The sequence below is a fragment of the Streptomyces sp. NPDC002884 genome (assembly GCF_040295245.1).
GTDB lineage: Bacteria > Actinomycetota > Actinomycetes > Streptomycetales > Streptomycetaceae > Streptomyces.
Genome location: NZ_JBEOVB010000013.1, coordinates 63,771 through 81,977, shown reverse-complemented (window position 1 = coordinate 81,977; position 18,207 = coordinate 63,771). Strand labels below are relative to the sequence as shown.

Below are 18,207 nucleotides of genomic sequence, written 5' to 3'. Positions count from 1 at the left end.
AGTGACGTATTCCGAGGAGGCGCGGAACCGATGGATCGTGAAGAGGTCGAGGCCCGGTTGCTCGACGGGCTGACGGTGGACGACCGCAGACCGGAACAACCGGTGCTGCTCGACGGCGAACGCCGGCCGATCACGACGTGGCGGGAGAACTATCCCTACGACCGCAAGGTGAGCCGCAAGGAGTACGAGCGCACCAAACGCGTTCTCCAGATCGAACTGCTCAAGCTCCAGCGCTGGGTCAACGACACCGGCGCCCGCCTGGTCGTGATCTGCGAGGGACGGGACGCGGCGGGCAAGGGCGGCACCATCCAGCGATTCACCGAACGCCTCAACCCCCGTGGCGCGCACATCGTGGCCCTGGGCAAGCCGACGGACCGGGAGAAGGGCCAGTGGTACTTCCAGCGGTACGTCGACCATCTCCCCGGGCCGGGTGAGATCGTCTTCTTCGACCGCTCCTGGTACAACCGGGCGGGCGTCGAACGGGTCATGGGTTTCTGCACGCAGGAGGCGTACGAACTGTTCCTCAGGCAGTGCCCGCGCTTCGAGGAGATGCTCGTCGAGGACGGCGTCATCCTGGTGAAGTTCTGGTTCTCCGTCTCCCGGGCCGAGCAGCGGACGCGGTTCGCGATCCGTCAGGTCGACCCGGTACGCCAGTGGAAGCTCTCACCCACCGACCTCGACTCGCTCGACCGCTGGGACGAGTACACCACCGCCAAGGTGGAGATGTTCCGCGTCACCGACACCGCGCACGCCCCCTGGACGGTCGTCAAGAGCAACGACAAACGGCGGGGCCGCCTGGAAGCCATGCGCATCCTGCTGCACCGCATCGACTACGCGGCCAAGGACGCCGAGGCGGTCGGCAGTCCGGACCCCCTGGTCGTCGGCGCCGCCGCCACCCTCCTGGAGCCCGGCGAAGAGGACACCGTCCTGTCGCCGACCCCGCTGACCAACCGGACCCAGGGACCGGGACGGCATCCCGGCGGCACGAACTCCTGAAGCGTGGTGCGGATCCGCCGGCCCGGAGGACCCGCACAGCGCTGCCTGCCTGCCGGGCCCTGGCCGGGGCCGGTCAGACGCGGCGTCGGCGCCACCGCACGCAAGCGGCGCCGCCCAGCAGGCCGGCCGCCGCCAGACCGGCACCGACGCCGACGTCCCAACCGGACGGTCCCGTGGTCACGGCGCCGCCGACGCCGCCCCGCACACCGAGGCTGGGCAGCGCCGCGGGGCTGATCGCGACCGGCGCCACGCCGGTCGGGACCGGCGCGGGAATGCTCGTGGCGGGAAAGAGAGTGGGCAGCGGCCGGCGAGGGAGAACCTCGCAGGCGATGCCGTCGTCCGGTCCCTGGTCCTCGTCGAGGCGATTGGGGTCGCCGATGTTCCGGTCGAACTCCGCCTGGGCGTCCTCCCGGTAGGTGAAGTCGCGGCAGTCGAGGTCCTGGGCGTGGGCGACGCCGGACAGCGGAGCCAGGGTCATGATCGTCGCGGCTATGCCCGCGACGACGGTGCGATGGGGCATGGGTGTCTCCTCCCGGCCGGGCGGCCGTCGCTTCGACGCTAGGCAACGACCGGCGCCGTCGCGCGAGGCGAGCGGCCATCCGAGTGGGCCGCCCCGGTCCGCCGGTCCGCCGGCGGTGGGGTGACCGGCGCCGACGCGGCAGAACGGCCTCCGGCCGCCACGGCAGAACGGCCTCCGGCCGCCAAGGCCGGGCGAGGTCGCGAGCGCTCCTCCTGTGCTGCGCGGGGAGATCCGGTCGCGGGCCCGGCGGGTCCCGTTCGCGCCAGGGATGTCTTTCCTGCCGGTCATCGGGTACCCGGTGCGGCACCAAGAGGAAGGGGTGAAGGCGATGGCGGAAGCAGGACGGTACGGCACGGACGACGGGCTGTTCGGCGGAGCCGGACTCTTCGGCTTCCTCACCCTTCAGGCGCTGGTCGCCACCGCGATCGCCGTGATCGCGGCGCCGCTCCCGGTGTGGGCCGCGGCCCTGATCGTCACGGCCGTACCGGCGGTGGTCACCGCCGTGCCGGCGCTGACCGGCAGCAAGCAGGTCGGCGCGGCCGCCCCGCCGATGCCCGAGCGGACCGTCGACAGCGTGAAAGCCGATGTCTCGGAGATCAAGGAGAGTGCACGACGATGACCCAGCCACCCCACGACGAGCCCACCGCGACCGGTCCCGAAGAACTGCGCCGACAGGTCGAGCAGACCCGCCAAGAACTCGGCGAGACGGTCGAGGCACTGGCCGCGAAGACGGACGTCAAGGCCCGCGCGCAGGAGAAGGCGACCGCGTTGAAGGAACAGGCCGGCACCACGGCGGCGCATCTGTCCGAGCAGGCCAGGACGAAGGCGGCCGAGGCGGCCCATCTCCTGGAGGAGAAGGTGCCCGCCCCGGTCAAGGACACGGCCGCCGCGGCCGCTGTCCAGGTCAGGGCCAAGGCCGGTCAGGCCGAGCAGATCTGGCAGGACAAGGCACCCCGCCAGGTGCGTGACCACCGCGCTGCCCTCATCGGCGCCGCCACGGCGGTCGTCGTCGCCTGTCTGCTGCTGCGCCGCGGCAAGAAGTAGCCGACGGCGGGACGGGCGCCGTCGGCCCCACCGGGCGGGCGGCGCCCTGCGCCGAACTGCGGATCATGCCGCCAGGTGTGAGACTGCGGCCGTAGCGATCGGTCCGGCCGCTCAGGACGGGCAGGTAGGCCGGTCAGGACGGACAGGTAGGCCGGTCAGGACGGGCAAGTCGGGCAAAGTGGAGTCTTGATGGTGCTCGCCGTGGTCTTCGCCGTCCTCGGCGCCGTCAGCAACGCGGTCGGCACGGCGTTCCAACGCAAGGCCGCCTCCACGGTCGAGCAGGGCGGCGGAGTACGGCTGCTGCTCGCCCTCGCACGGCGGCCCGCCTGGTCGATCGGCATCGCGGGCGTGGTGGGCGCCGCGGTGTTCCAGGCACTGGCCCTCATCAACGGCCCCATGGCGCTGGTCCAGCCCCTGTTCATCCTCGAGCTCCCCTTCGCGCTCCTGTTGGCGGTGCCTCTCATGCACCGCCGGCTGTCGTCCGAAGGCTGGTGGGCGGTCGGGGGAGTGGTGGCCGGACTCGCCGTGCTCCTGGCGGCGGCAGCCCCCTCCGGCAGCCGGGAGCAGGCCTCCATGGCGCGCTGGATCCCGGTCCTGGCGCTCACCCTGGGAGCGATGACCGTGGCGTTCCTCCTCGCCCGCTCCGCCTCCTCGCCGTTGTTCCGGGCCGCCGCGCTGGCCTCGGCCGCGGCGGTCGGCAACGCCCTGACCGCCGCCCTGCTGAAGTCGGCCACGGGACGTCTCGCCGACGCGGGCCTGCCCGCGTTCCTCACCGCCTGGCAGACCTACGGATTCGCGCTCACCGGGGTCATGGCCCTCCTGCTGCTGGAGAACGCCCTGCAGGCCGGCCCCCTGGCCGCTTCACAGCCCGCGCTGACCATCGGTGACGCGGCGGTGAGCCTCCTGCTGGGCGTGGTGCTGTTCGACGAGAGCATCCGTACGGGCTGGTGGTTGCTGCCCGAGGCGATCGGCGCACTCCTCATTCTCTGGGCCGTGGTGCGGCTCACCCGGGTGGTGCCCCACCTCGTCGACGTCGTGCGCTGAGGCGGCCTCGAACGGGGGCCACGCTCGTGCATCCGGACGGCACGGACGGTGCCGCGGCCCGTGCCGTGTTGTGCTGTGCTGGTCAGGACAGGTCGGGAGTCCCGGACGCGAAGGAAGTGGCGAAGATGGGTGACCTCCAGGGTCCGGACGACGAGCACCGGCGTCCCCCGGGCGTCGGCGACGAGACGGTGGAGGCGCTCGGCTCACTGTCCAAAGCGCTTGAGACGGTCGAGCGGGCCCGCGGGCACCTCTACTCGTTCCACCAGCTCACCGGCACCGCGGACCTGGAACTGGACCGCACGGTCGCACTGCTGCGCAGCGCGGGCCACGAGACCTGGGCCGAACGCGTCGAGACGGAGATCCTGGGGCGCGACGTCATCCCCGGACACTGGACGTTCCAGCTCGTGGAAGCCTACGACGAGACGTACTACCGAGCGTTCAGGGAGCTGGAACACGAGGCGGTGCGACAGCTCGCCCAAGGGCGCGACCACCTCTACGAGGCGGAGCTGAAGGAAGCCCGCCGCACCCGAGACCGCCCCGATCACACCGCCACCCCCGCCACCCCCGGCACTCGTGACCCGTCCGGTACCCGTGACCCGTCCGGCACCGCCGACTGACGGTGCCGGAACGAGACCCTCGGTGTCCTGTGTCAGGGCGTGGTCGAGGGTGCGGAGGAACTGGCGTGCCGGGCTTCGATGCGGGCGACCACCCGTTGCCTGGCCAGTTTGCGCGCGGCCCGGAGTCTGGCTTCGGCGGCGAGGAGAGGGAGGTACAGCAGCCATCCCCACAGGCTGAAGCCGACCAGCCCACTGGCGGTCAGGGACCGGTTCACGGCGAAGGAGGCTAGGAGCGTCACCGCGTAGGCCGCGCCGCGGTGTGCCAGCAGCAGCCGCAGGGGTGCGTTGCGTCGGCCCCGCAGGAGTTCCGATGCCGCGGCCAGTTCGGCGGCGTGCAGGTCCTCGCCGTCCTTCGCGGCGCCCGAGCCGCCGTCCGCGGGCGCCCTCACCGCCTCGCCGACCTGCTTGCCCAGGTCGTCCATCTGCGCCTGGGTGGTCTGCGCGACCGTGAAGGAGGCGGCCAGATCGTCCCAGTAGCCCCGGCCGGCCCATCCCAGAGCGGCGTCGACCCGCTCGCGGTGGGGTGAGCCCTCGGGCGCGAGCTCATCGATGCGGGCGCGCAGGGTGACGGCCCGCCTGGCCCTGCCGGGGTAGTCGAAGGCATCGGCCCGCAGACACAGTTCCAGGTAGCACACGAGCAGCCCGAGGTCGTCGGGATCCAGTTTCAGGCCCTGCCGGTAGGCGCTCTCCGCTTCGGCGTCGTGGTCGTCGTCGTCCTCGGCCGCATGCGCCTGGCCGAGCCACCGGTACAGCACGACGTCCGGACCCGCCTCCCGCAGGCCCGCCTGCGCGGTGCGCCGTACGGCCGCATGGCCGCCGGCGGCGAACAACTCCGAGCACTGCTGCGCGTACTGCCGTGCGTCCTGCTGTGCGTTCTGCTGATCCACTTCCCGCCCCCGTCATTGACAGGATGCACGATCGGTCATCACCGCGCGTGGCGTCAATTCGAGCCTGGCCAGGGCGGATCCGTCTTCCGTGACGCCGGACCGGTACGGGCCGCCGCCGGTTCGGCGCCGGTCACAGGCGTAGGACGATCAGGGCCGTGTCGTCGGTGGTGCCGGTGGGTGGGAGGAGGTCGGCGAGAAGGGCGTCGGCCAGGGGTTCGGGGGCCGAGTGTCTGTGGTGGGTGAGGGAAGCGGCGAGCCGGGCCAGACCCGTGTCGATGTCCTCCTCGCGGCGCTCGATCAGGCCGTCGGTGTACAGGACCAGGGTGGCGCCCTCGGTGAAGCCGGTGTGGGCCTGCGGACGGGAGAGGTGCTCCGGGCGGGCGGCCAGCGGAGGATCGGTGGCCTGGTCGAGGAAGGTGACGGTCCCGTCGTGGTGCACGAGGGCGGGCGGCAGGTGGCCGGCGCAGCTGTAGGAGATGGTGTGGCTGTCCCAGTCGATGAAGGTCGTCACGACGCTGGTCGCCTCGGCGCCCTCGACGAAGCGGGCGTACAGACCGAGAGCCTCCAGGGCCTGGGCCGGGCCGTCGGCCACGCGACAGGCGGCGCTCAGGGCGCTGCGCAGCTGCCCCATGGTGCAGGCCGCCGCGAGGCCGTGCCCGACGACGTCGCCGACGGCGACCGCGAGATTGTCGCCGGGCAGGTCGACCAGGTCGTACCAGTCGCCGCACACGTTCAGCGCGCCGACCGCGGGCCGGTAGCGCACGGCAGCCGCGTGCGGCCCGGTCGGGCCGGGCGCGGGCAGCATCGCCGCCTGGAGGGCCAGAGCGACCTCCCGCTCGTGGGCGTGGGCCCGGCGGAGCCGTTCGTTGACCTCCTGGAGCTCGCGGGCCCGGGTGTACAGCTCGGCCTCCAGCACCCGGGCTCGGGCCCCGCCGTTCGGACCACCACGGGCGTGGATGAGCTCGGTGACCTCCTCCACCCGGTGCACGACCAGCGCCACGTGCCCGTCGGGGCCCTGGACGGGCGCGTTCACCGGGCTCCAGTAGTGCTCGCGCCACACGCCGGGCCGGTGGGGATCCTCGATGTCGTAGCGCAGCAGTGCCATCGTGTCGCGCTCGCCGGTGGCGACCACCCGCAGCATCGACTCCCGGGTCTCCCGCATGCCGGCCGCGGCCGGATCGTTCGGGTTCTCCGGGAAGACGTCGAAGATGTACCGGCCGAGCAGCTGCTCACGGGTGCGTCCGGCCAGCCGCAGGAAGTCGTCGTTGGCGTCCGCGTAGATCAGGTCGGGGGTGAGGAGGGCCACCATGCCGGGCAGGGCTCGGAAGACCGCCACATAGTCGATCAGTGGTTTCCGCATGTCCTGCCGCCTGTCTCGGTGCCGAGCCTCACTGTGCCGTTCCACGATAGAAGGGAGATCGCGGCGTGGCCTGGAAACCGCTTCTCTCGGGACCGACGCGTTCCCCGATCGGCGACGGCGCAATCGGCCGTGGCCGAGGGCGTGCGGCTCCCTCCTCACGCGCGGCGGAAGCCGCACGAAAGAGTGGTCGGCGCGGCCGCCTCAGCTCCCTGCGCGAGGCTCTCCCGCCGCGCCGAGGTCGGGAGCGCGGGCGCCGCCGACCCAGCGCGGTGGCCAGGGTCGCCGTCGCCGTGCGCGGACTGCCGAGAAGCCCCTTGCGGTCCGCCGCCAGGCCGCTGCGCTCCCCGGCTCGCCGGCCCCGGTCGGTCCCCGTTCCGTCCGGTGCCGGTGCCGGTGCCGGTGCCTGCGCCTGTGCTGGTGCCGGTGTCGGCCCCACCGCCGACCGTCGGGGCAGCCCCCGGCACCTGGACCGGCGAGCGGTCGACCCGACCGCGACGGCATGACCGTCGGCGTGGTGCGACCCGCCGGAGCGCGTCCGTGAGCGGCCACGTCAGTCCGCTGCGGGCGGCGGCTGCTCTCCCGGTCCGACACCGGTGTTGCGGACGGCCAGGAGCGCCGCGCCGATGTCGGCCACCGCGCGCGGGTCGGAGAGGGAACGGCCCGTCAACTCCTCGATACGGCGCAGCCGGTATCGGACGGTGTTGGGGTGGACGAAGAGGCTCCGGGCCGCGTCGGTGGCCGAGCCGGCGGCGCCGAACCACTGTTCCAGGGTCTCCAGCAGGCGGGCACGCTCCGCGACCGGGAGGTCGACCAGGGGCTGGAGGACCACTCCCACGAGGTGCGCCGCCTCCGCCGGAGCGGCGGCCACCACCATGGCCAGCGGGTTGTCGTCGAACCGTGCGACCCCGGGACCGGTGCCCCGCAGCCCGGCCAGGGCCAGGCGGGCGAAGCGCAGCGCCTGTGGAGTGTCCCGCAGGGAGGGGAAGCACGGGCTGACACCCACCCGGGCCCGGGCATGGCGCAGGACACGCAGGCAGGTGCTCTCCGCCGCCGGCGTGGGCAGGGCGATCACCCCGATCTGATGGTCGGGCAACATCCGCCAGGCCGAGGCCAGTTGGGCCTGACGCAACGCGCCTTCGAGGCCCGCCGGCGGCTCCTCGCCGGGATCGCCGGCCGCCGCCGCGGCCACCGCGTAGGGGCCGTGTTCGGGCAGGCCCAGCTCGCGGGCGGCCTCCCACAGCGTGGTCCGGTCGGCGATGACGCCGGTGAAAAGCGCCTCCACGAGTGCCGAGCGCCGGGCGTGGCGCTGCGAGGTCAACTCGGCGGAGGTCTCCCGGTAGGCCACCGCCACCGCCTCCGCGTACAGGCCGAACAACGCCCAGATCTCCGCGGACTGGGACACCAGCTGGTCGTCGGAGACCTCGGGATGCGTACGGGACTCCAGCAGGATCTCCGTCCACAGCAGTTCGAAGCCGACCCGGTACGCGTGCAGGGTGTCCGCCAGCGGCACGCCCTGCTCGGCGCGCACCCGGCCGGTCTCGCGGGCCGGACTCGGATCCGGGGCATCCGCGTGACCGAGGTGGCTCAGCACCAGGTCCGCGTTGGCGGTGCACGAGCGGCGCAGCGAGTCGAAGGGGATCAGCGACTCCTCGTCGTAGGCGTCGACGTCCGAGCGGATACGCTGCGCGATCCGCTCACCCAGTTCCGGAAGTCTGGAATGAAGCGCCGCGGCCACGCCCGAGATCTCCATTCCCGCAGCTTAACGCCCTCGTTTTGTTCCCCGGGACAATCCGGGAGGGGTGGCGCTGTCCTGCCGCCCATGGTCCGTCGCCGTGCGTGGCAGCACGATGTCGCGCAGGTGAACAGCGGATTTCGACGGTGACGTTCGTGGAGGCGGGTCATGGCCAATCTGGCGCAGTTCCTGGTGGAGACGGCACAGCGGCAACCGGGACGCCCCGCGCTGCGCCTCGGCGAGCAGGTCACCAGCTACGCGGAGCTGGACGAGCGCAGTGCCCGCGCCGCCGCGCTGCTCCGGGCCGAGGGCGTGCGGTCGGGGGACCGTGTCGCCCTGATGCTGCCCAACGTTCCCGAGTTCGTCGTCCTGTACTACGGCGTGCTGCGCGCCGGGGGGATCGTCGTACCGATGAACCCGCTGCTGAAGACGCGGGAGACCGAGTACCACCTCGACGACTCCGGGGCGGTGCTGCTGTTCGAATGGCACCAGGCGCCGGGAGAGGGCGCCCAGGGCGCGGTCGCCGCCGGAGTGCGGCACCTGGCCGTCGAACCCGCCGCCTTCGCCGCGCTGCTGGCCGGGCACGAGCCGTTGCCCGAGACGGCCGAGACCGCCGAAGACGACGTGGCCGTGCTCCTGTACACCTCCGGCACCACCGGCCGCCCCAAGGGCGCCACGCTCACGCACGGCGGGCTGCGGCACAACACCGAGGTCAACACGGTCCACGTCCAGCGCATGACACCGCAGGACGTCGTGGTGGGCTGTCTGCCGCTGTTCCACATCTTCGGCCAGATCTGCACGATGAGCGTGGCCGTCCGCGCCGGCGCCTCCCTCACCCTGATCCCCCGCTTCGAACCGCAGACCGTGCTGGACGCCATCGCCCGCGACCGGGCCACGGTCTTCGAGGGCGTGCCCACGATGTACGCGGCGCTGCTCCAGCACCCGTCGCAGGTGGACGTGTCCACGCTGCGGCTGTGCATATCGGGCGGGGCCTCACTGCCGGTGGAGGTTCTGCACGGCTTCGAGCGGCGCTTCGGCTGTGCGGTGCTGGAGGGCTTCGGCATGTCCGAGACCAGTCCGGTGGTCACCTTCAACCACCCCGACCGGCCGCGCAAGGCCGGCTCCATCGGCACCCCGATCCGTGATGTGCGGGTGCGGCTGCTCGACGACAAGGGCCAGGACGTCACCCCGGGCGAGGTGGGCGAACTGGTCGTGCGCGGCCCGAACGTGATGAAGGGCTACTGGAACCGTCCCGAGGAGACGGCTGCCGCCGTCCCGGACGGCTGGCTGCGCTCCGGCGACCTCGCGCGGCAGGACGAGGACGGCTACCTGTACATCGTGGACCGCAAGAAGGACATGATCATCCGCGGCGGCTACAACGTCTACCCGCGCGAGATCGAGGAGGTCCTGCACGAGCACCCGGCCGTCGCCCTGGCCGCCGTGGTGGGCGTGCCGCACACCCACCTGGGCGAGGAGATCGCGGCCGCCGTCGTTCTGCGCCCGGGCGCCCGTGCCACCCCGGACGAGCTGAGGGAGTTCGCCAAGAGCCGGGTGGCGGCGTACAAGTACCCGCGCGAGGTGTGGCTCGTGGACACCCTGCCGACCGGCCCCAGCGGCAAGATCCTCAAGCGGGAGATCACCGCGCCCGTCGGGCCGGGTCGAGGCTGAGATCCTGCGCGACGCGCCGGCTCCCACCGCCGACCGGGGCTCATGGCTTTCCGCGCACGACGAGATGGGCCAGGACCACTTCGCGACCGTCGACACCGACCGGCATCTCACCTACGAGACAGCCGGCCCGGGCCCCCACCGGATCCGGATAGCCTTTCCGCCCGAGGGCGGTGAACCGGTTCGGCGGTGCCTTTTCGCCGCCGTGCCGCTCATGGGGTGCGAGGTGCTTCGGGTGACGACCTCGGACGGACTGCCCCTGCCGGGCCGGAACGCATCCACGGACGAGGCCCGGTTCGCCTGACCCGTCCGGAACACCCGCACCACGGAAGAGGAATTTCGGCATGGCCGTCATCCACCGCACCGCCCTCAAGCCGACCAAGCTGGAACTGCTCACCTCCTGGCTGCCCTCCCGGCCGTGGTACGCGGGCGGCACGGGCGAACCGGAACTGGCGAAGGCCGGCGGCTTCCGGCTGGACGATCCCCAGGGCGAGGTCGGGATCGAGTTCCTGGTGGTCACCGACACCGCCGGCAGCCGTCCGGTCACCTACCTGGTGCCGTTGACCTATCGCGGCGCCCCGCTCGACGGGGCGGAGCATGCCCTCGTCGGCACCATGGAGCACGGGGTGCTGGGGCGGCGCTGGGCCTACGACGGCTGCCACGACCCGCTGCTGGCCGCCCAGTTGACGGCCCTGGTCGAGGGCCGGGTCCAGGCCCAGGACCAGAACACCAGCGAGCTCCCCGACCGGGAGGTCACCCGCTCCTACACCGGTGACGGTTGCGCCCCCACGGACTTCACCGTCGGCGCCGTGGACGACCAGGAGGGCACCGAGCTGCCCGCACCGCAGGGCACGACCCTCCGCCTGCACCGGGTCCTGCGCCCCGCCCCGGACCACGAGCCCTTCCTGCCCCCGCAGGCGATCGGCCACGTCGCCGGCTCCTGGCGCCTGCCGGACGGCACTCGCACGCGGGGGCTTTTCGTCGTCCTCCTCTGACTGCTGATGAAGAGCGCGGATCGGGGTACCTGGGCCCACATGGCACAGAAAACCGATCATGTCGAATCCGTGCGTGCCGTGCGGCAGCTGCGGCGCATCCGCCCTGTCTACGCGGGAGGTGCGGCCCTGTGGGCGGCATCGGCCGTATGGACGGGACGGGACGACCTCGGGAGCCGGCAGATGTGGGTGTCGGTGCTCTTCCTGGTGGTCTTCGCCGCTCTGCTGTCGGTGACCTCGCTGTGGCTGTGGCGTCGGCAGACGGCCGGCGAGGGCAGGTCCGTGCACCACGCCGCTCCGCGAAAGACGGCCGCGCGGCGCCACGCCAACGCCTGAGGGCCCGGAAAATCCTTGGCCCGCCACGCCCCCGGAGTCCTACAGTGAAGGCCGCCGGGTGGAGCAGGTAGGCAGCTCGCTGGGCTCATAACCCAGAGGTCGCGGGTTCAAATCCCGCCTCGGCCACGAAGACCGGGCCCGCCGCACACGCGGCGGGCCCGCGTCGTGCCCCGGGCGTGATGTCGACCGGGCTCCGCGGCCCGAACCGTCCCGGCGCGGTTCTTACGGGACTCTGACGTGAGCCTCGGACACCTTCAGCCCTGCTGTCACTTCGGCAACTCTGATCACGCAAGCCTCCCCGGATTCATGGAGGGCATCGCCGCGGTGCAACGAAGCTGCCTCCGCGGCAGAACGTCCCGGGCCCGCTCACCGCGTGCCCGGGACGTTTCTTCGGGCGTGTGCCCGGCGCGCACGGGTGTCGGTGCTCCTGCCCGCACCCCGCCCGGGGAGTACTGCCGATTGCCGCGCGGGGTGTTCGGTGGTCCCATGGGGTCGCGGTGCCGCTACGACAGGACGAGCGGTACGGCGTGGCCTTCGCGCGCCTGCGACTCGACGGATGGGGAGTGCTCATGTCAGGACAGTTCGAAGCGACGGTGGAGGTCGATCGGGCTGTCGAGGAGGTGTTCGCCTACCTCGCCGACGGGCGCAACGACCCGCAGTTCAGCCCCCGGGTGCTCAAGATCGAGCGGATTCCCGAGACCCCGACCACGGTGGGCACCGTCTTCCGGAGCACGGTCAAGGACGCCGGGATGAAGACGGCCAGAGAGTTCCGCATCACCGCTCTCGAAGCCCCGGTGAAGATCCGCTGGACCGAGGCCTCGAAGAACACCGTGACGGTACGGGAAGGCGGTTACGACCTGGAACCGCTGCCCGGCGGCGGAACCCGGGTCCGTATCTTCAACGTTCTCGAAGGCCACGGGCTGGGCAAGGTCCTCGTCGGCCTGGCGCTCGCGGCCGCCCGCAAGGACGCCCCCGGCTTCGGCGCCCGCATCAAGGCGGCGGCCGAGGCGGCGATCACGCCGCGCTGACGCGTCGCCCGCGTCGACGAGTCCCCCAGCCGCCGCCTCGACGAGTCCCCCAGCCGCCGCCTCGACGAGTTGAGGAACTGAACGCGTCGCGGGCGCCCCGCCGTCCACCGAACGGGTCCGTGGCGGGTCGCCCGCGCGGAGTGCCCGCTGTCTGCGGCCTCAGCCGTGCGCGGGGCGTGCGACGGTGGTCAATCCCGGGACGACGAGGGTGAGCCAGCGGGTGCGGGCGGCGGCCGGCCGGTCGGTGGGGGCGGTGGAGAAGAGCAGGTAGATGTCGTCGACGGTGACGTCCGGGTGGATGTCGCCGTCGGACTGGCCGGCTCGGACGAGTCCGGCGACGGCCGCCCCCGCACGGTCCTCGGCGGAGGTGTCGCCCGGCTCGGCGCCGAGGGCTTTGGCGGCGGCCTTGACCGCGCGGTCGGCCGCGGACGTCTCGACCACCCGGCCGAGGAACGCGGTGAGCTCGTCCACCGCCCGGGCGCCGGCCGCGACGCGCCCGAGCGCGGCCTCCGCGTCGTCGGCCACCCGCGCGACGTACTCGGCGATGACGGCCGCGATCAGGTCCGTCTTGGTGGGGAAGTGCCGGTACAGGGTTCCCACGGCCACGCCCGCCGCGGCGGCGATCTCGTCCATGCCCACCTCGGGCCCGTGCGCGGTGAGCTGTTCACCGGCCGCGCCGAGGATCTTCCTGCGGTTGCGAACCGCGTCGGCGCGCGGTGCCCTGGCCTGAGTCATGGGACTCGCCTGCCCTTCCACTTGCATTAACGTGAACCACGGTTCAGGATAGATAGTGAACCACAGTTCATCTTAATCGAGAGGACCCTCCATGCCCACCAGGACCGCCCTCGTGACCGGTGCCTCCTCCGGTATCGGCGAGGCCACCGCACTCAAGCTCCAGGAACTCGGTTACACCGTCTACGGAGCCGCCCGCCGCACCGACCGCCTGCGCGGACTCGCCGACCACGGCATCCGACCGCTGGCCATGGACGTCACCGACGACGACTCCCTGCGCGCCGGCGTCGAGCGCGTCATGGCCGATACCGGCCGCATCGACGTCCTCGTCAACAACGCGGGCTACGGCTCGTACGGCGCGGTCGAAGACGTCCCGCTCGACGAGGCCCGCTACCAGTTCGACGTCAACGTCTTCGGCGCCCTGCGTCTGACCCAGCTCGTCCTGCCCCACATGCGCGCGCAGCGCGGCGGCACCGTCGTCAACGTCACCTCGATGGGCGGCAAGATCCACACCCCGCTCGGCGGCTGGTACCACGGCACCAAGTTCGCTCTCGAAGCCCTCAGCGACTGCCTGCGCATCGAGGTCAAACCGTTCGGCATCGACGTGGTCGTCATCGAACCCGGCGGCATCGCCACCGAGTGGGGCGGCATCGCCGCCGACAAGCTCGAGAAGTCCTCCGGCGCCGGCCCCTACGCGGCGCAGGCCACCGCCGTGGCCGCCTCCCTGCGTTCCGAGGCCAACGCCAACCGCAACTCCCCGCCCGCCGTCATCGCCGACGCCGTCGGCAAGGCCGTCACCGCCCGCCGCCCCAGGACCCGTTACGCCACCGGCTTCGGTGCCCGGCCCCTCATCGCCCTTCGCCGGATCCTGCCCGACCGCGCCTTCGACACCGTCATCTCCCGGGCGGTCGGCCTGCCCCGTTGAACCATCGCCATGAGGCCGGTCAACGGGCGATACGGTGTTTCCTTCCGCCACGGCGGAAGCGGACCGCGGCGTAGCAGAGATCGGCGAGGAGGACGACGGCGCCGATGATCAGCAGGTAGAACAGCCCGTGGGCCGCGAATCCGATGATGCCCAGGACGAGGGCCACAAGGATCAGAAACAGAAACAGGCTCATTGGCTCTCCCGCCGGCCTCGATGTGTCAGCGACGGGCGAGGCGTCGCTCGCCGCCGGCGCCCGGCGCATAGTCCAGTTCGTAGTGCGCGAAGACCTTCGGTTCCTCCGGGGCGTGCAGTTCGCCGTCGAGGTCGATCGACGGGGCCTTCTTCACCGCGTTCTTGTCGTGGGCGACCTTCAGATAGCCCGGACCGACCGTCGCCCCGAGGAGCGGAACGAACACCAGACGGCGACGGGTGGGAAGACCCACCGTCACCGTGGCGAAGCACGGCATGTCGGTCCCGGTGTCCACGTAGACCGACTCCAGGACGCCGATCCTGTGCCCCTGCGGGTCCACCACGTCATGACCGCGCCACTCACGGATATCGCTTGCCTCGAACATGAGCTACCTCCGCTGCTGCGGGTACCCGCGTTCGCGTCTCCGATGTCATGCGCACCCGCCACGACCGCACCCGCGGGAGCTCTACGGGACGACACCACAGGCAGCGCCCCCGGCGATGCGCTCAACGGCCGTCCGGTCCCTGTTCCCAGGTGTTGGGGCCGCCGCCTCGCCACTCGATGAGGGCGGACGACTCGACGTAGGCCTCGTCGGCATCGACCAATCCGGTTTCCCGGAGGAACTCGGCGACGTCCAGCAGGCCGTACGCCATTCCCAGGAAGTGGTCACCGGCGCGCACTCGTCGCCCGCCGTCCTCGGCGGGCGGATAGATCACCACGGGGTGCGCCAGGCCCATGCCAACAGCGTGCGCCCTTCGTCGAACGAGCGCATGCGGGCCTGCGGCGCGGCTCCGAGCCGGACACGGACGCCGTCGCGGGTTTGCGCGCTGCGCGTGCGCTGCGCCGAACGGGTGAATCGCGCGTCGCGTGAATTGAGGCGCCGCATGGCCGACGCGCCTGTGGGGAGAAATCCGACATGTGATGCCGTGCCCGGCGAGAGAGGGAGTCCGCGGGTGAGCGCAGTCGTCTTCACAGCTGATTTCTCGTCCGACCGTCAGTGGGTGGCGGGCCGTTCGTGGGCCTATCCCGACGGCGGTCCCACCAACCCCGGCGACAACAAACTGGACCACCTCACGGCCGACCCCTCGTACTCCCGCACCGGTACGTTCCGCGCCACGCGCAGAGCCGACGGGCTGTGGGACGCGGGCCTGTTGACCACCGAGGAGAGCGACGAGGGCTTCATGGTCCGCACCGGGGACCGCCTCGACGCGCGGGTGCGCCTGCCCACCGGGCGGGGTTCCTGGCCGGCGATCTGGACCTGGCGGGACGGAGGCAACGAGGTGGACGTGTTCGAGTACCACCCGGACAACCCCGACCTTCTGGAACTGAGCAACCACGTACGCGAGGGCCACAGTTACGTGCGCGACGGAGCCGTCCGCCCCGGTGGCGTCATCGACATGAGCGTCACGTTCGGCAGGCGCAGCGTCGTCTGGTCACTGAACGGGGAGCGGGTCTTCGCCGACGGACGGGGTGTCGGGTCCTCCTGGCACGCCTACCTCATCGTCAACCTCTCGGTGTGCGCGGGCCGTTACCACCCGCCGCCGGACGCCGGCACCACCGAGCTGTCGTACCAGGTCGAGAGCCTGGTGGTGCACCGTACGGTGAGCCGGGGCGCCGGCCCCTGACGGGTGGGACGGCGGGTCGGTGAGGTCGCCGGTCGGGCCGACGGTAATCCGGGTGCGGTGGGGTAGAGGGACGTCGATCGGCCCCTGACCGTGGCGGCCGGATGTCTCCCGTCGAGAAGGAGCCGAGCATGACCGACGAGGCCTACCTGTTTCTGCTGGACGACGCCTCCGTGGCGCTGGGCGTGGCTCCGGCCGCCGTCGGTGACCTCGCCTGCATGGAGACCACGGCGGTACGCGCGTGGCTGGATGCTCAGGGAAGCACGGCGACGTCGCCCGGTCTGCGGCTCGTGCCGCCGGAGGAGAGGGCGGCCGTTCCCGAAGGGGCGGAGCGGCTGCCGGTTCCGCTGAGCGAGGAGGAACTGAACCGCGTACGCCATCACCTGGCGCCGGCCGCGCACGCCGGCGTCGAGGAGGAACTGCTCGCCTACCGCGACTGCACCGACGGCAGGGACGACCTGATCGGGCGGGCACTGGCCGTCGGTGTGCCGCCGCACCGCATCGTGGAACTGACCGGAGTCGATCCCGCGACGGTGACCGCTGCGGCAGGAGACCGGTGACACGACGGCCGTACCCGCGGCGGTGGGGGCGACGGCGGTCGCGTGACGGCGACCGGCCTGCGTGACGGGTGCCCACGTGACCGCGTCGCCTCGATGGCCCGCGCGGCGCACCGGACGCCCCGGGTTTTAGGTAGACTGACCTACCTAGAACCTGGGAGGGAACGGAATGGGCGACACCCCCGCCGCGGAGTCGCGGCCGGGCACGGGGTCCGGGAAGCGGCCCGGCAAGGCGCGCACGCGATTGCTCGCCGCCGCCGCGCGCCGCTTCTACGCGGACGGCGTGTCGGCGACGGGGATCGACACGATCACCGCCGAGGCGGGCGTGGCGAAGATGAGTCTCTACAACAACTTCTCCTCGAAGGCCGACCTGGTCATGGCCTACCTCGATGCGCGGCACGAGGAGTGGCTGGGCCTGTACCGGCGGCGGCTCCAGGAGGTCCGGGACGGTCGCGGCGGGGTGCTGGCCGTCTTCGACGCGTACGCCGATCACGCCGCCTTCGCCTACGAGCACGGCTTTCGGGGGTGCGGGCTGCTCAACGCGGCCGCCGAACTGCCCGCCGGGCACGAGGGGCGGGACGTGGTGCGCCGGCACAAGGAGGAGGTCGAGTTCCTGCTCTGCGGGCATCTCGGGGAACTGCTGCCCGACCGGCCCGAGGAGGCCGCCGCGCTGGCGGAGCATCTGTCGTTCCTGCTGGAGGGCGCGACGGCACGCGCCGGCCTGGAGGGCGCGGGTACGCGGCTGGAGCATGCGCGGACCATGGCGGCCAACCTGCTGGACCGGCTGTGACACGGTCCACCGGACCTGCGGTCGGCTCGGTGGGCGTGGGCTCGCTGTGCGTGCTCGTGGCGTCGGTGCTGTGGGGCACCACGGGCACCGCCGCGACCTTCGCGCCGGCCGTGGGTCCCCTCGCGATCGGGGCCGCCGCCATGGGCCTGGGCGGACTCCTCCAAGCCCTCGTCGCGGCCCCGCGTATCGCACGGGAGATGCCCGCGCTGCGCGCGCAGCGCGGGGTGGTCGCGCTCGGCGCGCTGGCGGTCGGGGCCTACCCACTGGCGTTCTACACCTCCATGCAGCTGGCCGGGGTGGCCGCCGGCACCGTGGTGTCCATCGGCTCCGCCCCGCTTGCGTCGGCCGTGATCGAACGGGTGGTGGACGGACGCCGCCTCACGCGCCGTTGGACGACCGGCGCCGCCATGGGGCTGTCGGGAACCGTTCTGCTGTGCGTGGCCGCAGCGGCCCAGGCGCAGTCCGGCTCCGGGGCGCGGTCGGTGGGCGCGACCGTGCTCGGCGTGGGACTGGGCCTGGTGGCCGGTTTCACCTATGCCCTCTACTCCTGGGCGGCCCACCGTCTGATCAGCCGCGAGGTCACCTCCGGCGCGGCCATGGGTGCCGTCTTCGGGCTGGGCGGCCTGCTGCTTCTGCCCGTACTGCTGTCCACCGGCGCCCCGTTGGCCGACTCCTGGTCCAACGCGGCCGTCGGCGCCTACATGGCCCTGGTCCCCATGTTCACCGGTTACGTCCTGTTCGGCTGGGGCCTCGCACACGTACCGGCCAGCACCGCGACGACGCTCTCGCTGCTGGAGCCCGCCGTCGCGGCCGTGCTCGCCGTCCTGGTCGTTGGTGAACGCCTGCCCCTGCTCGGCTGGACCGGCATTGCCCTGGTCGTCGGCTGTCTCGCCGTACTCACCGCACCGACCCGCACCGCACCGCCGACCGGTACCGCACCGCCGACCCGTACCGCTTCACCGACCCGTACCGCTCCGCGGGCCCCTGTCTCCGCGGCCGAGCCGGGGGAGAGGGCCGGGAAGGCCGGGTCGCCGGAGCACACGATGCCTGCGCGTCAACCGGCTGAGGGCTGAGGGCTGAGGGCTGAGGGGTGAAGGTGAGGGCTGAGGGGTGTCAGGGGCCGGCAGCCTCTCCCCGCGGCCTTGCCGACCCCGCCCCTGCCGCGCCTGC

Annotated in this window: 22 protein-coding genes and 1 tRNA gene; 15 read left to right on the top strand and 8 right to left on the bottom strand. The window is 72.3% G+C overall.

Annotation, left to right across the window (positions count from 1 at the left end; translation table 11 throughout):
* Nucleotides 1-30: 30 nt before the first annotated feature.
* A complete protein-coding gene (ppk2, locus tag ABT070_RS25175) occupies nt 31-996 on the top strand; it encodes a polyphosphate kinase 2 (RefSeq protein ID WP_351764115.1) in 966 nt (321 codons plus the stop codon).
* Between the two features lie 73 nt (nt 997-1,069).
* Here the strand turns inward: ppk2 and ABT070_RS25170 are convergent, their stop codons facing one another.
* Nucleotides 1,070-1,516 (bottom strand): excalibur calcium-binding protein, encoded by a 447-nt coding sequence (locus tag ABT070_RS25170; protein ID WP_351764114.1) that lies wholly within the window; start codon nt 1,514-1,516, stop codon nt 1,070-1,072.
* Between the two features lie 328 nt (nt 1,517-1,844).
* Here ABT070_RS25170 and ABT070_RS25165 point away from each other — a divergent pair, with 328 nt between their 5' ends.
* The 4 genes from ABT070_RS25165 (at nt 1,845) to ABT070_RS25150 (ending at nt 4,221) form a co-directional block, all read left to right on the top strand.
* Nucleotides 1,845-2,135, top strand: coding sequence for a phage holin family protein (locus ABT070_RS25165; RefSeq protein WP_451101195.1), 291 nt, complete (start codon nt 1,845-1,847; stop codon nt 2,133-2,135).
* Nucleotides 2,132-2,560, top strand: coding sequence for a DUF3618 domain-containing protein (locus tag ABT070_RS25160; RefSeq protein WP_351764112.1), 429 nt, complete (start codon nt 2,132-2,134; stop codon nt 2,558-2,560). The genes ABT070_RS25165 and ABT070_RS25160 overlap by 4 nt, the downstream gene beginning before the upstream one ends.
* 186 nt (nt 2,561-2,746) lie before the next feature.
* Entirely contained in the window at nt 2,747-3,604 is an 858-nt protein-coding gene (locus ABT070_RS25155) for a DMT family transporter (protein ID WP_351764111.1), read from the top strand.
* 125 nt (nt 3,605-3,729) lie between these two features.
* The gene (locus tag ABT070_RS25150; protein WP_351764110.1) at nt 3,730-4,221 is read left to right on the top strand and encodes a hypothetical protein; all 492 of its coding nucleotides are present in this window, start codon (nt 3,730-3,732) and stop codon (nt 4,219-4,221) included.
* Between the two features lie 32 nt (nt 4,222-4,253).
* On the opposite strand, the gene ABT070_RS25145 is transcribed toward ABT070_RS25150, so the two are convergent.
* From ABT070_RS25145 to ABT070_RS25135, 3 genes are all read right to left on the bottom strand, one after another.
* Nucleotides 4,254-5,108 carry a hypothetical protein gene (locus ABT070_RS25145; RefSeq protein ID WP_351764109.1) on the bottom strand — a complete coding sequence of 285 codons (855 nt, stop codon included), beginning with the start codon at nt 5,106-5,108 and terminating at the stop codon, nt 4,254-4,256.
* Nucleotides 5,109-5,238: 130 nt separating this feature from the next.
* Nucleotides 5,239-6,468: a PP2C family protein-serine/threonine phosphatase gene (locus ABT070_RS25140; RefSeq protein ID WP_351764108.1), complete on the bottom strand. Its 1,230-nt coding sequence runs from the start codon at nt 6,466-6,468 to the stop codon at nt 5,239-5,241.
* 550 nt (nt 6,469-7,018) lie between these two features.
* Entirely contained in the window at nt 7,019-8,218 is a 1,200-nt protein-coding gene (locus ABT070_RS25135) for a PucR family transcriptional regulator (RefSeq protein ID WP_451101198.1), read from the bottom strand.
* Between the two features lie 150 nt (nt 8,219-8,368).
* Here ABT070_RS25135 and ABT070_RS25130 point away from each other — a divergent pair, with 150 nt between their 5' ends.
* The 5 genes from ABT070_RS25130 (at nt 8,369) to ABT070_RS25110 (ending at nt 12,221) form a co-directional block, all read left to right on the top strand.
* The gene (locus ABT070_RS25130; RefSeq protein ID WP_351764107.1) at nt 8,369-9,868 is read left to right on the top strand and encodes a long-chain-fatty-acid--CoA ligase; all 1,500 of its coding nucleotides are present in this window, start codon (nt 8,369-8,371) and stop codon (nt 9,866-9,868) included.
* A 341-nt stretch (nt 9,869-10,209) separates the two neighbouring features.
* Complete coding sequence (locus ABT070_RS25125; RefSeq protein WP_351764106.1) at nt 10,210-10,860, top strand: maltokinase N-terminal cap-like domain-containing protein; 651 nt, start codon at nt 10,210-10,212, stop codon at nt 10,858-10,860.
* A gap of 39 nt (nt 10,861-10,899) precedes the next feature.
* Nucleotides 10,900-11,193, top strand: a complete 294-nt coding sequence (locus tag ABT070_RS25120) for a hypothetical protein (protein ID WP_351764105.1) — start codon at nt 10,900-10,902, stop codon at nt 11,191-11,193.
* Nucleotides 11,194-11,245: 52 nt separating this feature from the next.
* Nucleotides 11,246-11,319: transfer RNA gene (locus tag ABT070_RS25115), tRNA-Met, on the top strand.
* Nucleotides 11,320-11,762: 443 nt separating this feature from the next.
* Nucleotides 11,763-12,221 carry an SRPBCC family protein gene (locus tag ABT070_RS25110; protein WP_351764104.1) on the top strand — a complete coding sequence of 153 codons (459 nt, stop codon included), beginning with the start codon at nt 11,763-11,765 and terminating at the stop codon, nt 12,219-12,221.
* 159 nt (nt 12,222-12,380) lie between these two features.
* Here the strand turns inward: ABT070_RS25110 and ABT070_RS25105 are convergent, their stop codons facing one another.
* A complete protein-coding gene (locus tag ABT070_RS25105; RefSeq protein WP_351764103.1) occupies nt 12,381-12,956 on the bottom strand; it encodes a TetR/AcrR family transcriptional regulator in 576 nt (191 codons plus the stop codon).
* Nucleotides 12,957-13,047: 91 nt separating this feature from the next.
* Between ABT070_RS25105 and ABT070_RS25100 the strand changes: the two genes are divergently transcribed.
* Complete coding sequence (locus tag ABT070_RS25100) at nt 13,048-13,878, top strand: oxidoreductase (RefSeq protein WP_351764102.1); 831 nt, start codon at nt 13,048-13,050, stop codon at nt 13,876-13,878.
* Between the two features lie 19 nt (nt 13,879-13,897).
* On the opposite strand, the gene ABT070_RS25095 is transcribed toward ABT070_RS25100, so the two are convergent.
* From ABT070_RS25095 to ABT070_RS25085, 3 genes are all read right to left on the bottom strand, one after another.
* Nucleotides 13,898-14,071, bottom strand: coding sequence for a hypothetical protein (locus ABT070_RS25095; protein WP_351764101.1), 174 nt, complete (start codon nt 14,069-14,071; stop codon nt 13,898-13,900).
* 25 nt (nt 14,072-14,096) lie between these two features.
* The gene (locus tag ABT070_RS25090; protein WP_351764100.1) at nt 14,097-14,453 is read right to left on the bottom strand and encodes a PRC-barrel domain-containing protein; all 357 of its coding nucleotides are present in this window, start codon (nt 14,451-14,453) and stop codon (nt 14,097-14,099) included.
* 121 nt (nt 14,454-14,574) lie between these two features.
* Nucleotides 14,575-14,805 carry a hypothetical protein gene (locus tag ABT070_RS25085; protein WP_351764099.1) on the bottom strand — a complete coding sequence of 77 codons (231 nt, stop codon included), beginning with the start codon at nt 14,803-14,805 and terminating at the stop codon, nt 14,575-14,577.
* 216 nt (nt 14,806-15,021) lie between these two features.
* Between ABT070_RS25085 and ABT070_RS25080 the strand changes: the two genes are divergently transcribed.
* From ABT070_RS25080 to ABT070_RS25065, 4 genes are all read left to right on the top strand, one after another.
* Entirely contained in the window at nt 15,022-15,693 is a 672-nt protein-coding gene (locus ABT070_RS25080) for a beta-glucanase (RefSeq protein WP_351764098.1), read from the top strand.
* 128 nt (nt 15,694-15,821) lie between these two features.
* Nucleotides 15,822-16,250 carry a DUF6003 family protein gene (locus ABT070_RS25075; RefSeq protein WP_351764097.1) on the top strand — a complete coding sequence of 143 codons (429 nt, stop codon included), beginning with the start codon at nt 15,822-15,824 and terminating at the stop codon, nt 16,248-16,250.
* Nucleotides 16,251-16,416: 166 nt separating this feature from the next.
* On the top strand, nt 16,417-17,037 hold the full coding sequence (locus ABT070_RS25070; RefSeq protein ID WP_351764096.1) for a TetR/AcrR family transcriptional regulator: 621 nt from the start codon (nt 16,417-16,419) through the stop codon (nt 17,035-17,037).
* A complete protein-coding gene (locus tag ABT070_RS25065; protein WP_351764095.1) occupies nt 17,034-18,110 on the top strand; it encodes a DMT family transporter in 1,077 nt (358 codons plus the stop codon). Before ABT070_RS25070 ends, ABT070_RS25065 begins: the two co-directional genes overlap by 4 nt.
* The last annotated feature ends 97 nt before the right edge of the window (nt 18,111-18,207 follow it).

Coding starts and splice junctions, on each gene's coding strand:
- ppk2 (WP_351764115.1), top strand. CDS start 31: ATGGATCGTGAAGAGGTCGAGGCCCGGTTGCTCGACGGGCTGACGGTG.
- ABT070_RS25170 (WP_351764114.1), bottom strand. CDS start 1,516: ATGCCCCATCGCACCGTCGTCGCGGGCATAGCCGCGACGATCATGACC.
- ABT070_RS25165 (WP_451101195.1), top strand. CDS start 1,845: ATGGCGGAAGCAGGACGGTACGGCACGGACGACGGGCTGTTCGGCGGA.
- ABT070_RS25160 (WP_351764112.1), top strand. CDS start 2,132: ATGACCCAGCCACCCCACGACGAGCCCACCGCGACCGGTCCCGAAGAA.
- ABT070_RS25150 (WP_351764110.1), top strand. CDS start 3,730: ATGGGTGACCTCCAGGGTCCGGACGACGAGCACCGGCGTCCCCCGGGC.
- ABT070_RS25140 (WP_351764108.1), bottom strand. CDS start 6,468: ATGCGGAAACCACTGATCGACTATGTGGCGGTCTTCCGAGCCCTGCCC.
- ABT070_RS25135 (WP_451101198.1), bottom strand. CDS start 8,218: ATGGAGATCTCGGGCGTGGCCGCGGCGCTTCATTCCAGACTTCCGGAA.
- ABT070_RS25130 (WP_351764107.1), top strand. CDS start 8,369: ATGGCCAATCTGGCGCAGTTCCTGGTGGAGACGGCACAGCGGCAACCG.
- ABT070_RS25125 (WP_351764106.1), top strand. CDS start 10,210: ATGGCCGTCATCCACCGCACCGCCCTCAAGCCGACCAAGCTGGAACTG.
- ABT070_RS25120 (WP_351764105.1), top strand. CDS start 10,900: ATGGCACAGAAAACCGATCATGTCGAATCCGTGCGTGCCGTGCGGCAG.
- ABT070_RS25110 (WP_351764104.1), top strand. CDS start 11,763: ATGTCAGGACAGTTCGAAGCGACGGTGGAGGTCGATCGGGCTGTCGAG.
- ABT070_RS25105 (WP_351764103.1), bottom strand. CDS start 12,956: ATGACTCAGGCCAGGGCACCGCGCGCCGACGCGGTTCGCAACCGCAGG.
- ABT070_RS25100 (WP_351764102.1), top strand. CDS start 13,048: ATGCCCACCAGGACCGCCCTCGTGACCGGTGCCTCCTCCGGTATCGGC.
- ABT070_RS25095 (WP_351764101.1), bottom strand. CDS start 14,071: ATGAGCCTGTTTCTGTTTCTGATCCTTGTGGCCCTCGTCCTGGGCATC.
- ABT070_RS25090 (WP_351764100.1), bottom strand. CDS start 14,453: ATGTTCGAGGCAAGCGATATCCGTGAGTGGCGCGGTCATGACGTGGTG.
- ABT070_RS25085 (WP_351764099.1), bottom strand. CDS start 14,805: ATGGGCCTGGCGCACCCCGTGGTGATCTATCCGCCCGCCGAGGACGGC.
- ABT070_RS25075 (WP_351764097.1), top strand. CDS start 15,822: ATGACCGACGAGGCCTACCTGTTTCTGCTGGACGACGCCTCCGTGGCG.
- ABT070_RS25070 (WP_351764096.1), top strand. CDS start 16,417: ATGGGCGACACCCCCGCCGCGGAGTCGCGGCCGGGCACGGGGTCCGGG.